This window comes from Streptomyces sp. NPDC056738, assembly GCF_042790435.1.
Classification (GTDB): domain Bacteria; phylum Actinomycetota; class Actinomycetes; order Streptomycetales; family Streptomycetaceae; genus Streptomyces.
This window is the reverse complement of the sequence record NZ_JBHTZF010000010.1, coordinates 62,624-76,774: the sequence shown is the minus strand read 5'-3', so window position 1 is coordinate 76,774 and position 14,151 is coordinate 62,624. Positions and strand designations below refer to the sequence as shown.

The window sequence follows — 14,151 nt, the reverse complement described above, 5'->3', positions numbered from 1 at the left end:
CAAATGGGGGATGGTAGAGACAGTCAGGGCACCTCGAAGAAGAGGCACAACGTCGGTGAGGGATGACGTGAGCGACAACTCTGTAGTACTGCGGTTCGGCGATGGCGAGTACACCTACCCGGTGATCGACAGCACCGTCGGCGACAAGGGCTTCGACATCGGCAAGCTCCGCGCCCAGACCGGTCTGGTGACGCTGGACAGCGGGTACGGCAACACCGCCGCGTATAAATCCGCGATCACCTATCTCGACGGTGAGCAGGGCATCCTCCGCTACCGCGGCTACCCGATCGAGCAGCTCGCCGAGCGGTCCACCTTCCTTGAGGTGGCCTACCTGCTGATCAACGGCGAGCTCCCGAACATCGACGAGCTCTCCACCTTCAAGAACGAGATCACGCAGCACACCCTGCTGCACGAGGACGTCAAGAACTTCTACCGCGGCTTCCCGCGCGACGCCCACCCGATGGCGATGCTGTCGTCGGTCGTCTCGGCGCTGTCGACCTTCTACCAGGACAGCCACAACCCGTTCGACGAGAAGCAGCGCAACCTCTCCACCATCCGGCTGCTCGCCAAGCTTCCGACGATCGCGGCGTACGCGTACAAGAAGTCGATCGGCCACCCCTTCGTCTACCCGCGGAACGACCTCGGGTACGTCGAGAACTTCCTGCGCATGACCTTCTCGGTCCCCGCCCAGGAGTACGAGCTCGACCCGGTCGTCGTCTCCGCGCTCGACAAGCTGCTCATCCTGCACGCGGACCACGAGCAGAACTGTTCGACGTCCACCGTGCGTCTGGTCGGCTCCTCGCAGGCGAACATGTTCGCCTCGATCTCCGCCGGCATCTCCGCGCTGTGGGGCCCGCTGCACGGCGGCGCCAACCAGTCGGTCCTGGAGATGCTCGAGGGCATCCAGGCCAACGGCGGCGACGTCGACTCCTTCATCCGCAAGGTGAAGAACAAGGAGGACGGCGTCCGCCTGATGGGCTTCGGCCACCGGGTGTACAAGTCCTTCGACCCGCGCGCGAAGATCATCAAGGCCGCGGCGCACGACGTCCTGTCCGCTCTCGGCAAGTCCGACGAGCTGCTCGACATCGCGCTGAAGCTGGAGGAGCACGCGCTCTCCGACGACTATTTCGTCTCGCGCAATCTCTACCCGAACGTCGACTTCTACACCGGCCTGATCTACCGTGCCATGGGCTTCCCGACCGAGATGTTCACGGTCCTGTTCGCCCTCGGCCGGCTGCCGGGCTGGATCGCCCAGTGGCACGAGATGATCAAGGAGCCCGGCTCCCGCATCGGCCGTCCGCGCCAGATCTACACGGGCATCGTCGAGCGCGACTTCGTGCCGGTCGAGGCCCGCTGAGGCTCGCACACGACCACCGGGCTCCGTAGGCGGGGCCCGGTGAACCTGTGACCAGGCGAAAAACGGAAAGCGCCCTGCTACCGGTCCCCCCACGGGCCGGCAGTCAGGGCGCTTTCCTTGTCCCGGTGCGGATTCCCCCCACGGGATCCGGCCGGGCGTCTGTGGACAGCGCCTGAATCGCTGTGTGCCGGCACGGGGCCGACGGTGAGCCGGGCGAGCGGAACTCGCCGTACTTCGGTGGTGCGGTGCGATCTGCCGGGACGCGTACGGATCGGGAGGGCCGCTCAAAGCTCCCCGCAGTACGTGCCCCGGCGACGCAATTTCCGGGAACGTCCCCCAAGACATCCCCAGATGCCAGTCACGCCCCCCAAGACGCTTCTGACATCGCCAACTTAGACTGACGAACCCCTTCGGTGGTTACGTTCACATCACTGTGATCTGGATCTCTTGCATATGTCCTGAAGATACGCAAGAGCCCCGATATGGGAATCGCGGACCAATCGTAAGGAAGATGCGCGAGCCTTGTGAAGAGCTTATGTGAGGCTCTCGTTGGACTCTAGGGGGACTCAGGCTCTGTCGTCACGCGAATGCTCTCAGTCGAAGGCTGTTCGTGACCACGAAAACGGACGAAAAGGCCATCGCGGCCCCCGCGATCATCGGATTGAGCAGACCGGCGGCCGCGAGCGGCAGCGCGGCCACGTTGTATCCGAAGGCCCAGACCAGATTTCCCTTGATCGTCGACAGGGTGGCGCGCGCCAGCCGGATGGCGTCCGCGGCCGCGCGCAGATCCCCGCGCACGAGCGTCAGGTCGCTCGCCTCGATCGCCGCGTCCGTGCCGGTGCCCATCGCGAGGCCCAGATCGGCGGTGGCGAGCGCCGCCGCGTCGTTCACCCCGTCGCCGACCATCGCGACGGTCCGCCCCTCGCCCTGGAGCCGGGCGACCACGGCGACCTTGTCCTCGGGCAGCACCTCGGCGATCACGTCGTCCGGGCCGATGCCGACCTCCCGCGCCACGGCCTCGGCGACCGCCCGGTTGTCGCCGGTCAGCAGCATCGGCGTGAGCCCGAGCTCCCGCAGTTCGCGCACGGCCTCGGGGCTCGTCTCCTTGACCGTGTCGGCGACGGCCAGCACGCCCGCCGCCGTGCCGTCCAGCGCGACCACGACGGCCGTACGGCCCGCCGCCTCGGCCGCGCTCTTCGCGTCCGCAAGCGTTCCCGGCAGTGTCCCGGGGAACCGGCCGACGGTGACCTCGACGCCGGCCACCCGCCCGCGCACGCCCCGCCCGGGCACGTTCTCGAAGTGCTCCGGCGCCGGAAGGTCACCGACGCGCTCCTGAGCGCCTGTCGCGATCGCTCGGGCAACCGGATGCTCGGAGGCGTGTTCCAGGGCTCCCGCGAGCCGCAGGACGTCTTCCTCGGCCCGTCCCTCGGCCACGTGGACCTCGTGCAGGCCCATGCGGCCCGTCGTCACCGTGCCGGTCTTGTCCAGGAGGACGGTGTCGACACGGCGGGTGGACTCCAGGACCTCGGGTCCCTTGATCAGGATGCCGAGCTGGGCGCCGCGGCCGGTGCCGACCATGAGGGCGGTCGGGGTGGCCAGGCCGAGCGCGCACGGGCAGGCGATGATCAGCACCGCGACGGCGGCGGTGAAGGCCGCGACCGTGTCGCCGGTGACCGCGATCCAGGCCGCGAAGGTGCCGAGCGCGATGAGCAGGACGACGGGCACGAAGACCCCGGAGATCCGGTCGGCCAGACGCTGCACCTCGGCCTTGCCGTTCTGCGCGTCCTCGACGAGCCGGGCCATCCGCGCGAGCTGCGTGTCCGCGCCGACCCGGGTGGCCTCGACGACGAGCCGGCCCCCCGCGTTCACGGTCGCACCGGTGACGGCGTCCCCGACGCCCACGTCCACCGGTACCGACTCGCCGGTCAGCATGGACGCGTCCACGGCCGACGTGCCCTCGACGACGGTGCCGTCGGTGGCGATCTTCTCGCCGGGCCGCACGACGAAGCGGTCGCCGACGGCCAGCAGCGCCACGGGGAGGCGGACCTCACGGCCGTCCCGCAGGACGGCGACGTCCTTGGCGCCGAGTTCCAGCAGCGCCCGCAGCGCCGCTCCCGCGCGCCGCTTGGAGCGGGCCTCCAGGAAGCGGCCGAGCAGGATGAACGCGATGACTCCCGCGGCGACCTCCAGATAGAGCGTGGAGGCGCCGTCCGTACGGGAGACGGTGAACTCGAAGCCGTGCCGCATGCCCGGCATGCCCGCGTCGCCGAAGAACAGCGCCCACAGGGACCAGCCGAACGCGGCGAGGGTGCCGACCGAGACCAGGGTGTCCATGGTGGCCGCGCCGTGCCGCGCGTTCGTCGCGGCGGCCCGGTGGAAGGGCAGTCCGCCCCAGACCACGACCGGCGCGGCGAGCGTCAGGGAGAGCCACTGCCAGTTGTCGAACTGGAGGGCCGGGATCATCGACATGAGGACCACGGGCAGGGCGAGCACCGCGGAGACGGTCAGCCGCTCGCGCAGGGCGGCCGTCTCGGGGTCGTCGACGGCCGCGGGGGCCTCCCGCTCGGGCGGTGAGGGCGGCGCGGGCGGCGGGGGCTCCTCGGCGGTGTAGCCCGTCTTCACCACGGTGGCGATCAGATCGGCGACCCGTACCCCTTCGGGGTAGGACACCTTGGCCTTCTCGGTCGCGAAGTTGACCGTGGCGGTGACGCCGTCCATGCGGTTGAGCTTCTTCTCGACGCGGGCCGCGCAGGAGGCGCAGGTCATCCCGCCGATGGAGAGTTCGATCTCCGAGGGCGTGCCTATCGGCGTCTCGGGTGCTGCGGTGGTCATGGTGCGGCTCCAGGAAGGGGCCGGGCCGCGCGGAGCCGGTATCAGCCGGTCGGCACGGCCCGGTACGGAGAAGGAGAGCTGCGGGGCTCGTTCAGGCCAGGCCGACGAGCTCGAAGCCCGCCTCGTCGACGGCGGCGCGGACGGCGCCCTCGTCGAGCGCGGCATCGGAGACGACGGTGACCTCGCCGGTGGAGGCGACGGCCTTCACGGAGCTCACGCCGGGGATCGCGGAGATCTCGCCGCCGACGGAGCCTTCACAGTGGCCGCAGCTCATGCCGCTCACCTTGTACACGGTGGTGACGGAACCCGGGGTGCCGGTCTGGGCGGTCATGACGTTACTCCTCATCGAGGCGTTCTGGGGTGTGCGTGCACGGGAGGGATCCCTGGGAACCCAGGGTTCCCCTCGACACTCACCACACTATACCCCTAGGGGGTATTTCTCCAAGCGGTGTCGCGGTGCGCCAGGGAGCGCGCCCAGACCAGTCCGGCGAGCGCGACGAGGAACAGGCCGCCCACGGAGAGCAGGGCGAGGAGGTGGTCCTGTCCGCCGGTGGGTCTCGGCAGTCCGCCGCGGTCCGGCAGCGTTCCGGCGGGTCCGGCGTGGCCGAGCCGGCCCACCAGCCACAGCGCGATCCCGTGCGTCGAGTCCCACAGGGCGTGCAGCAGGGAGGCGCCGAGGCAGGCGCCGGCCACCTGGACGCCTGGGCGGAAGCGCCCGTCGGGGCGGCGCCGCGCCAGCAGGGCGGCGCCCGTGACCGCGGTCCACAGGCCGTGCCCGAACGGGGTGAGCGCCCCGCGCAGGGTCTCGGTCTCCAGGAGCGTGCGCAGGCCGACGCCTTGCAGGGAGAGGGCCGCCTCGAAGGCGTGGCCCGCGCTCTCCAGGGCCGCGAAGCCGAACCCGAGCGTCGCGCCGAGCACCAGGCCGGCCCGTGGCCCGCGGATCCGGGGGTGTCGGCGCAGCAGGAACATCAGCGCGCCGAGCTTCACGGCCTCCTCGGCGAGTCCGGCCCACACGAACGTCCCCGTCGAGGGGCGGGTGAGCTGGTACACCGTCACCGAGGCGCCCACCGCGCCCAGGGCGCCGCCCGCCAGGAAGCAGCCGAGGAGCGTGCTCGTGCCCAGGTCGCGGCCGTGCCGCTCGTACGCCCAGAGCACGAAGGCGACCGGCACGAGGAAACCGCCCAGCAGGATCAGCGTCGGCAGCGGTGTGACGTCCCTGGTGGCGTACGTGACGACCGCGGTCAGCGTCCAGAGGGCCGCCCCGGTGACCAGGCAGCGCTTCCAGAGTCCGGCGGGGATCCGGGGGTACGGCGGAGGGGGCTGCTGCGGTCCGGGAATGCGGGCCCGGGGTGTGCCCGGCGGCTGGTTCTGGGTCACGGCCATCCCTCTGTCCCCCGGGGGCGGCCCGTGGGTTCGGGCGGGGGACCCGCGTTCCGGTGCGCCGGGGCGGCCCGGCGCGCGTGGCACGGGTGCGCGGACGCATCGATGCCGCGGATCGCTGATCGATTTGTCCGAACCTTATGACACATGTCCCGGATGTCGCAGGCGGGAGCGCTGGTGCCGCCCCGTCCGGCGCGGCTCAGTGCCCGGCGGGCGACCCGCTCGCGAGCAGCGGCTCCAGATATCGGTGCATGACCGTCTTCAGCTCCGCGATGTAGCCGTCACGCTCGGCGCCCTCGTGGGACATGACCAGGGTGAGGCCGGCCTTGAACAGATGGACCGTCATGTTCGCCGCGCGGGTGCGCTCGTCGGACGGCAGGTCCGGCAGGCGGGCCGCGATCATCTCCTCGACGCGGGCGAGGAGGGTGCCGTGCAGGGTGCCGATCTCCTCGACGATCACGCCCGGGGTGTCGGCCCCGTGCATCAGGACGGCGAAGGCCGGGTTCTCGACGTTGAACTCGATCAGCGGGTCGAGGACCGCGTCGAGCATCCGGTCCAGCGGGAGGTCGAGGTTCTCCTGGGCGAGCGCCTGTCCGTGCGAGCGGGCCCAGTGGTCGAGGAGCTGGTCGCTGAGGCCGACGGCGATGGCCTCCTTGTTCGGGAAGAACTGGTAGAGCGTGCCGGGCGAGACACCGGCCTCGCGGGCGATGGCGTTGGTGCTCGCCGCGGTGTAGCCGGACCGGCAGAACACCGAGGCCGCCGCTTCCAGGAGCTGGGCGACACGGCGCTCCCCGCGGGCCTGGCGGCGGCGCGGCCTCTCCTCGGCCGGCTGCGGGTGCTCCGGGGGCTCCTCGGTCTGCTGCTTCTCGGGCACGGGTCATCCCCAGCTTCTCGGGACACGATTGACAAACGCGAGCGGGCACTCGCATTCTTGAAAAACGCGAGCGACGTCTCGTGTTTGCCAGTCTATGGCAATAGGCGATCCATGATGCCTGCACGGATGCGGGTCATCGGGTCACGGTGAAGGGGACACCGCATCATGTCCGAAGTCGACGGCGCGGACGACGGGCCCGCGACGGGGCCCGGCGGCAGCCGGGCCGAGCAGGGGGCCGAGCGCGGGGGTACGGGCTCGGGCGGAGGTACGGACGAGGGGGCGCGCCTCGGCGGCTGGACCCGGTTCGTGACCGCGCGCCCCCGGCTCTCCCTGCTCGTCGCCCTCCTGCTGACCGCGCTCGCCGTGGTCGCCGGCAGCGGCGTCGCGGACCGGCTGGGCAGCGGCGGCTGGGAGGACCCCACCGCGCAGTCCACGTACGCGACCAAGGCCCTGGAGCGGGAGTTCCCCGCCTCGCAGCCCAACCTGCTGCTCCTTCTCGACACGGGCAAGGCCTCGGTCGACGACCCCGCGGTGGCCGCGGAGGCCCGGCGGATCACGGCACGTCTGGCCGCCGAGCACGGCGTCACCGGCGTCGGCTCGTACTGGCAGACTCATTCGCCCACGCTGAAGGCCCGCGACGGCCACGAAGCGCTGATCGCCGCCCGGCTCACCGGCGACGAGACGGCCGCGGCCCGCACCCTGGACCGCATCGCACCCTCCTACCGAGGGAAGAGCGGGCCCGTCGAGGTCGAGGTCGGCGGACCGGTCGCCGTGCGCCACGAGATGCAGACGACCATCAAGGAGGACCTCACCCGGGCCGAGATGATCGCCCTTCCGGTGACTCTCCTGCTGCTGGTCATGGTCTTCGGGAGCGCCGTCGCGGCCCTGCTCCCGCTCGGGGTCGGGATCATCGCGATCCTCGGCACCAACGCCGTGCTGCGCGGACTCACCGAGGTCACGGACGTCTCGGTCTTCGCGATGAACCTCACGACGGCCCTCGGCCTCGGACTCGCCATCGACTACGCCCTGTTCATCGTCCGCAGGTTCCGCGAGGAACTGGCCGGCGGCGCGCCGCCGCGCACCGCGATCGGGATCACCCTGCGCACCGCGGGCCGGACCGTGCTCTTCTCCTCCCTCACGGTCGCCGTGTCGCTGGCCGCGATGCTCGTCTTCCCGCAGTACTTCCTGCGCTCCTTCGCCTACGCGGGCATCGCCGTCGTGCTGCTCGCCGCGGCCGCCGCCCTGATCCTGCTCCCCGCGGCGCTGATGCTCCTCGGCGACCGGGTGAACTCCCTCGACCTGAGGCGGCTGTTCCGGCGCGGCACGCCGGACCCGGCCGCCGGCGGGGCCCTCTGGGGACGCACGGCCTCGCTCGTCATGCGCAGGGCGCCGCTCTTCGCGGTGGCCACCACGGCCGGCCTCATCGTTCTCGGACTGCCCTTCCTGGGCGTGAAGTTCGGCACGGCCGACGACCGGCAGCTCCCCTCGGGCGCGGAGTCGCACATCGTGCAGCAGCACATCCGCGACGGTTTCCCCGGCAGTCCGGGCAGCGCTCTGGAGGTCCTGGCCGAGGGTGGCGCCACGGACACGGAGTACGCCGGGTACCGCGAGCGGATCGCCGCCCTGCCCGGGGTGCTGCGCGTGGACGGCCCGCTGGTGAAGGGCGACGCCGCCTACTTCTCGGTCCTGCCGAAGGGCGAGGCCGTGGACGAGGGGGCCCAGCGGCTGGTGGGCGAACTCCGCTCGGCCGACGCTCCGTTCAAGACCTCCGTGACCGGCACGGCGGCCGTCCTGGTCGACTCCAAGCACGCGATAGGCGACCGGCTCCCGTGGGCGGCCGGCTTCATCGCGATCGTCACGCTGTTCCTGGTGTTCCTGCTGACGGGCAGCGTGCTGATACCGCTCCAGGCGGTCCTGCTCAACGCGCTCAGTCTGACCGCGATGTTCGGCGCCGTGGTCTGGGTCTTCCAGGACGGCCATCTCTCCGGCCTCCTCGACTTCACCAGCTCCGGCTCGATCGAGACGACCCTCCCGGTCCTGATGTTCTGCGTCGCCTTCGGCCTCTCCATGGACTACGGCGTCTTCCTCCTCTCCCGCATCAAGGAGGAGTACGACCACACCGGCGACCACCGGGAGGCGGTCCGTTTCGGACTCCAGCGCACCGGTGGGCTGATCACCGCGGCGGCGGTCATCCTCGCGGTGGTGATGGTCGCCATCGGCACCTCCCGGGTGGCCAACACCAAGATGCTCGGACTCGGGGTCGCGCTGGCCGTCCTGATGGACGCGATGGTCGTCCGCAGCCTGCTGGTCCCTGCGGTCATGCGGCTGACGGGCAGGGCCACCTGGTGGGCACCGGGCCCGCTGCGCCGCTTCCACGACCGCTTCGGCCTCAGCGAGTCGGAACCACCGACGGCCTCGGCCCCGTCCCCGGACACCGAGCCGGTCACGGACACCGAGCCGGTCACGGACACCGAGCCGGCTCCGGACGCCGAGCCGGTCACGGACACCGAGTCCGCCTCCGGCACCCGGTCCCCGGCGGCGGGGGCCACCCTGGACAAGGTGTCCGGGGCGGAGCCGGAGCCGGACGCCGCGGAGGAGCCGGACGCCGAGTCCACCCGGGACACGGCGGAGGCGCGCCGCTAGCGTCTCCTCGGGAGTGATCTCCGAGTGGAGGGCGGGAGCCGATGCGGGCAGTGGTGTTCGAGCGGTACGGGGAGCCGGCCGAGGTCCGGGAGGTGGCGGACCCGGTGCCCGCGGAGCACGGGGTGGTGGTGCGGGTCGAGGCCACGGGACTGTGCAGGAGCGACTGGCACGGCTGGATGGGCCACGACCCGGACATCACCCTGCCGCACGTGCCCGGCCACGAACTGGCCGGTGTCATCGAGGCGGTGGGCGCCGGGGTGAGCGGTCACGGCCCCGGCGACCGGGTCACCGTCCCCTTCGTCTGCGCCTGCGGTGGCTGTGCCGCCTGCGCGGCGGGCGACCAGCAGGTGTGCGAGCGGCAGACCCAGCCGGGGTTCACGCACTGGGGCTCCTTCGCCCAGTACGTGGCGCTCGACCACGCCGACGTGAACCTGATCCCGCTGCCGGAGGAGCTGTCCTTCGCGACGGCGGCCTCGCTGGGCTGCCGGTTCGCCACGGCGTTCCGGGCGGTGGTCGCGCAGGGGAGGGCGGCTCCGGGGGAGTGGGTCGCGGTGCACGGCTGCGGGGGCGTGGGCCTGTCGGCGGTGATGATCGCGGCGGCCTCCGGCGCACGGGTCGTGGCCGTCGACGTGTCTCCCGAGGCACTCGCTCTGGCACGGAGCTTCGGAGCGGCGGAGTGCGTGGACGCCTCCGTCGTCACGGACCCGGCGGGGGCGGTCCGTGAGCTGACCGGAGGGGGCGCGCACGTCTCGCTGGACGCCCTCGGATCGCCGGGCACGTGCGCGGCCTCGGTGAACGGCCTGCGCCGCCGCGGCCGGCACGTCCAGGTCGGCCTGCTGCCCACACCGACCGGTCTCACCCCGGTCCCGATGGCCCGCGTGATCGCCCTCGAACTCGAACTCCTCGGCAGCCACGGGATGGCGGCCCACGCCTACCCGCCCCTGCTGGAGCTGGTCCGCGCCGGAGTGCTCCGCCCGGATCTCCTCGTGACCTCCACCATCGGGCTGGACGCGGCGCCCTCCGCCCTGGCCGCCATGGGGTCGGCTCCGGGCCGGGGCGTGACGGTCGTCGAGCCGTGGGCGTGAGGGCGCCGGTCGAGGCGCAGGAGCGGACGGGTCCGGCGCGAGGGTGATCCGGCCGGGGGGGGGGGGGCGCCCCCCGGGGGCGGCCGCGCCGCGGCCGCCGGGGGGGGGGCGGGCCCCCGGGCCGCGGGGGGGGGGCCGCGCCCCCGCGCGCGGGGGGGGGGCCCGGGGCCGCGGGCGGGGGGGGTGGGGCGGCCCGGCGCGGGGCGGGGGGGGGGGGGGCGGGGGGCCGGGGGCGGGGGGGGGGGGGGGGCGCCCCCCGGGGGGGCCCCCCCCCGCCCGGAGGCGTCAGTTGTCCCTGCGGCCCCGGTTCCCGGGGCGGGAGGCCACCCAGGCACGGACGGTGTCGGCGTACCAGTAGGGCTTTCCGGCCTCGACGTGGTCGGGTGGTGGCAGCAGCCCGTGTTTGCGATAGGACCGGACGGTGTCCGGCTGCACCTTGATGTGCGCGGCGATCTCCTTGTACGACCAGAGCCGGCGGTCGGTCATGAGTGGCACCTCCCCGCGCGCGCCGCGGCGGCGGCCTGGGACGGTCGTCGGGGGAGCCGGGCGCTGCGCTGGTGATCACAAAGCGTGTGCCCGGTGAACGACGCAGCGTGAGGGCTGGGCCGTGGCTGTGGCCCGGGTGTGACGCAAGACCCGCGTATACGCGACATGTGTGACACGAAGGAGTTTTTTGTGACACGAGTGACGCATGGGCGGTAGCGGGACGGAGTCGCCGCCGGGCCGTCCGACCCCTGCCCGCCGTCCGACGCCCGCTGTCCGACGCCCGCTGTCCGGCGCCCGCTGTCCGGCGCCCGCCCGCCGATCCGCCCCGCTCGCCGGACGGGGATGCCCGGCCCCCGTCCTGCGTGGGCGGCAGCCGGATGAGGTCACCGCCGCCGGGCCGCGCGGACGGCCCGCCGGGCCCCGAGCACCCGGCGGGCCGGTGGGTCCTCCGTCCGGGTGCCCAGGGACGCGGGAGTCAGGCCCCGCAGGACCTCAGGAACTCCCGGGTGCGCCGCGCGATCGGCAGCGGCTTGTCCGGCGGGCACGGGTACATGTCCTGCTCGACGATCGCGAAGAGCTCGACGCCGAGGTCCTGCGCGGCGGCGAGGACGGGTTCCAGCTCCGGCACGCCGGAGGGCGGTTCGCACATCACGCCGCGCGCCACGGCGGGCCCGAACGGCAGCTCCTCCGCCCGCACCCCGGCCAGCACCCGCGGGTCCACCTGCTTGAGGTGGAGGTAGCCGATGCGCTCGCCGTACGTCTCGATGAGCTTGACGCTGTCGCCGCCGCAGTAGGCGTAGTGACCCGTGTCCAGGCACAGCGACACCAGCGAGGAGTCGGTCGCGTCGAGGAAGCGGGTGACGTTCCGCTCGCTGTCGATGTGCGTGTCCGCGTGCGGATGGACGACCACCTGCAGCCCGTAGCGCTCGCGCACCTCATGGGCGAGCCGCTCGGTCTGGGTGGCCAGATCCCGCCACTGGGCCGGCGTCAGTTCGCTGTCCTCCAGCACCGCGCCGGTCTTGTCGTCCCGCCAGAAGGCCGGGATGACCACGAGGTGCCCGGCCCCCATGGCCTGGGTGAGCGCCGCGATGTCCGAGACGTGCGCCCAGGTGGACTCCCACACGTCGGGACCCCGGTGCAGCCCGGTGAAGACCGTGCCCGCCGACACGCCGAGCCCGCGCCGGGCGGTCTCCTCGCGCAGGACGTCCGGATCGGTGGGCAGATAGCCGTACGGACCGAGCTCGATCCACTCGTAGCCCGATCCGGAGACCTCGTCGAGGAAACGCTGCCAGGGGACTTGCAGGGGGTCGTCGGGGAACCAGACGCCCCAGGAGTCGGGAGCCGAACCGATCCGGATGCGCGAGAGTGAGGACGGAGGTGACGACCGCGGTGACGACTTCGGCGAGGGTCCGGGGGATGACTGCGGCGATGACTGCGGCGGCGACGACGTCATGGGCGCCAGCTTCCGGCGGCTCCCGGGAGGTGTCAAGCCATGGTCCGAATGTCTGGACAAAACGTTGACAGGGTCCCCTCGCGGGGCTAGACCTGGGAGCAGCCGCAGGGACCGCCGAGAAGGGAACTCGATGGCGTACGAGCTGATCACCATGGGGCGGATCGGCGTGGACCTCTACCCCTTGCAGACGGGGGTCCCGCTGTCCCGGGTGACCTCCTTCGGCAAGTTCCTCGGCGGCTCGGCCACCAACGTGGCGGTGGCCGCCGCGCGGCTCGGACGGCGTACCGCCGTCGTCACCCGAACGGGCGCCGATCCCTTCGGAACCTATCTGCGCGAGGCGCTGCGCGACTTCGGTGTCGACGACCGCTGGGTCACCGAGGTCCCGGGACTGCCGACGCCGGTCACCTTCTGCGAGATCTTCCCGCCGGACGACTTCCCCCTGTACTTCTACCGGCAGCCCAAGGCCCCCGACCTGGAGATCCACGCCGGCGAACTCGACCTCGACGCCCTGCGCGAGGCCCGCGTCTTCTGGATGACCGGCACGGGACTCAGCGCGGAACCCAGCCGGACGGCCACCCTCACCGCCCTGGCCCACCGGGCCCGCTCCGGTGCGACGGTCTTCGACCTCGACTGGCGCCCCATGTTTTGGAAAGACGCGGCCTGGGAGGGCCCGGCCGCCGCGCGGCCCTTCTACGCCGAGGCCCTGCGCCACGCCACCGTCGCCGTCGGCAACGTCGACGAGGTCGAGGTCGCCACCGGGGAACGGGATCCGCACGCGGCGGCCGCCGCGCTCCTCGCCGCCGGCGTCGAACTCGCCGTGGTGAAACAGGGACCCAAGGGCGTCCTCGCCGTCCACCGCGACGGCACCACGGCCGAGGTCCCGCCCCTCCCGGTCGAGGTCCTCAACGGACTCGGCGCGGGCGACGCGTTCGGCGGCTCCCTCTGCCACGGACTGCTCGCCGGCTGGGACCTGGAGAAGACCGTGCGCCACGCCAACGCGGCCGGCGCCATCGTCGCCTCCCGGCTGGAGTGCTCCTCCGCGATGCCCACCGCGCACGAGATCGAACAGGCCCTCGCCTTCGGAGCGGTGCGGTGAGAGCGGGCCACGTCGGGGGAGCACGCCCCGAACAGGGCGGTGACGGCCCCGCGCCCGTACGCGTCGACGTCTCCGCCCTCGCCCGGACCCGGGCCCGCACGCCCGAGGCGGTCGCGGAGGCCGCGGCCCGGCGCGTGCGGCGGCCGCTGATGGAGGGCTCGGGCCGGCTGATGATCGTCGCCGCGGACCATCCGGCCCGCGGCATGCTGGCCGTGGGCGAGCGGAGACTGGCCATGGCGGGGCGCGCCGATCTGCTGGAGCGCCTGTGCGTCGCGCTCGCCCGTCCCGGGGTCGACGGGGTGCTCGCCACCGCCGACATACTGGACGACCTGCTGCTCCTCGGCGTGCTCGACGGCAAGGTGGCCGTCGGCTCGATGAACCGCGGCGGCCTGGCGGGTTCCGCCTTCGAGATGGACGACCGGTTCACCGGTCACCGCCCGAGGGACATCGAGCGGTTCGGCCTCGACGCCGGAAAACTCCTGCTGCGCATCGACTACGACGACCCCGGCTCGCTGCGCACGCTGGAGTCCGCCGCCCGCGTGATCGACGACATGGCCGAACGTCAACTTCCCGTCTTCGTCGAACCGTTCCTCTGCCGTCGCCGGGACGACGGCACCCTGCGCAACGATCTGAGCGCCGAGGCCGTCACCAAGTCCCTAGCCATCGCCGGCGGCCTGGGCGGCAGTTCGGCGTACACCTGGCTGAAGGTCCCCGTCACCGAGAACCCGGACGACATGGCCCGGGTCATGGAGACCTCCACGCTGCCCGCCGTCCTGCTCGGCGGCGATGTCGGCGAGGACCAGGAGGGTGCGTACGAGAAATGGCGCGGGGCGCTCCAACTCCCCACCGTGCAGGGCCTGGTGGTGGGCCGTTCGCTGCTGTATCCCGCGGACGGCGACGTCGCCGCGGCCGTGGACACCGCCGTAGGACTTCTGTGAGGGCCGC

The 14,151-nt window shown here is 72.5% G+C and carries 11 protein-coding genes; 5 read left to right on the top strand and 6 right to left on the bottom strand.

The genetic code is table 11. The features are described 5' to 3' along the window. Positions 1 to 67 precede the first annotated feature (67 nt). Positions 68 to 1,357, top strand: coding sequence for a citrate synthase (locus ACFRIC_RS25545; protein ID WP_382789808.1), 1,290 nt, complete (start codon positions 68 to 70; stop codon positions 1,355 to 1,357). 579 nt (positions 1,358 to 1,936) lie between these two features. Here the strand turns inward: ACFRIC_RS25545 and ACFRIC_RS25540 are convergent. From ACFRIC_RS25540 to ACFRIC_RS25525, 4 genes are all read right to left on the bottom strand, one after another. Next, positions 1,937 to 4,189 carry a heavy metal translocating P-type ATPase gene (locus tag ACFRIC_RS25540; RefSeq protein WP_382789805.1) on the bottom strand — a complete coding sequence of 751 codons (2,253 nt, stop codon included), beginning with the start codon at positions 4,187 to 4,189 and terminating at the stop codon, positions 1,937 to 1,939. Positions 4,190 to 4,280: 91 nt separating this feature from the next. Then, positions 4,281 to 4,520, bottom strand: a complete 240-nt coding sequence (locus ACFRIC_RS25535) for a heavy-metal-associated domain-containing protein (RefSeq protein ID WP_382789802.1) — start codon at positions 4,518 to 4,520, stop codon at positions 4,281 to 4,283. 95 nt (positions 4,521 to 4,615) lie between these two features. Beyond that, positions 4,616 to 5,566 (bottom strand): PrsW family intramembrane metalloprotease, encoded by a 951-nt coding sequence (locus tag ACFRIC_RS25530; protein ID WP_382789800.1) that lies wholly within the window; start codon positions 5,564 to 5,566, stop codon positions 4,616 to 4,618. A gap of 202 nt (positions 5,567 to 5,768) precedes the next feature. Then, complete coding sequence (locus ACFRIC_RS25525; protein ID WP_382789797.1) at positions 5,769 to 6,443, bottom strand: TetR family transcriptional regulator; 675 nt, start codon at positions 6,441 to 6,443, stop codon at positions 5,769 to 5,771. 165 nt (positions 6,444 to 6,608) lie between these two features. Between ACFRIC_RS25525 and ACFRIC_RS25520 the strand changes: the two genes are divergently transcribed. Together ACFRIC_RS25520 and ACFRIC_RS25515 are read left to right on the top strand one after the other, a co-directional pair. Further along, on the top strand, positions 6,609 to 9,086 hold the full coding sequence (locus ACFRIC_RS25520) for an MMPL family transporter (RefSeq protein WP_382789794.1): 2,478 nt from the start codon (positions 6,609 to 6,611) through the stop codon (positions 9,084 to 9,086). Between the two features lie 41 nt (positions 9,087 to 9,127). Beyond that, positions 9,128 to 10,171: a zinc-dependent alcohol dehydrogenase family protein gene (locus tag ACFRIC_RS25515; protein WP_382789791.1), complete on the top strand. Its 1,044-nt coding sequence runs from the start codon at positions 9,128 to 9,130 to the stop codon at positions 10,169 to 10,171. 285 nt (positions 10,172 to 10,456) lie between these two features. Here the strand turns inward: ACFRIC_RS25515 and ACFRIC_RS25510 are convergent, their stop codons facing one another. Together ACFRIC_RS25510 and ACFRIC_RS25505 are read right to left on the bottom strand one after the other, a co-directional pair. Beyond that, positions 10,457 to 10,657 (bottom strand): helix-turn-helix transcriptional regulator, encoded by a 201-nt coding sequence (locus ACFRIC_RS25510; protein ID WP_382789788.1) that lies wholly within the window; start codon positions 10,655 to 10,657, stop codon positions 10,457 to 10,459. A 475-nt stretch (positions 10,658 to 11,132) separates the two neighbouring features. Further along, complete coding sequence (locus tag ACFRIC_RS25505) at positions 11,133 to 12,110, bottom strand: sugar phosphate isomerase/epimerase family protein (protein ID WP_382789785.1); 978 nt, start codon at positions 12,108 to 12,110, stop codon at positions 11,133 to 11,135. Between the two features lie 130 nt (positions 12,111 to 12,240). Here ACFRIC_RS25505 and iolC point away from each other — a divergent pair, with 130 nt between their 5' ends. Together iolC and ACFRIC_RS25495 are read left to right on the top strand one after the other, a co-directional pair. Then, on the top strand, positions 12,241 to 13,206 hold the full coding sequence (gene iolC / locus ACFRIC_RS25500; RefSeq protein WP_382789782.1) for a 5-dehydro-2-deoxygluconokinase: 966 nt from the start codon (positions 12,241 to 12,243) through the stop codon (positions 13,204 to 13,206). Then, the gene (locus tag ACFRIC_RS25495) at positions 13,203 to 14,144 is read left to right on the top strand and encodes a deoxyribose-phosphate aldolase (RefSeq protein WP_382789779.1); all 942 of its coding nucleotides are present in this window, start codon (positions 13,203 to 13,205) and stop codon (positions 14,142 to 14,144) included. The genes iolC and ACFRIC_RS25495 overlap by 4 nt, the downstream gene beginning before the upstream one ends. The last annotated feature ends 7 nt before the right edge of the window (positions 14,145 to 14,151 follow it).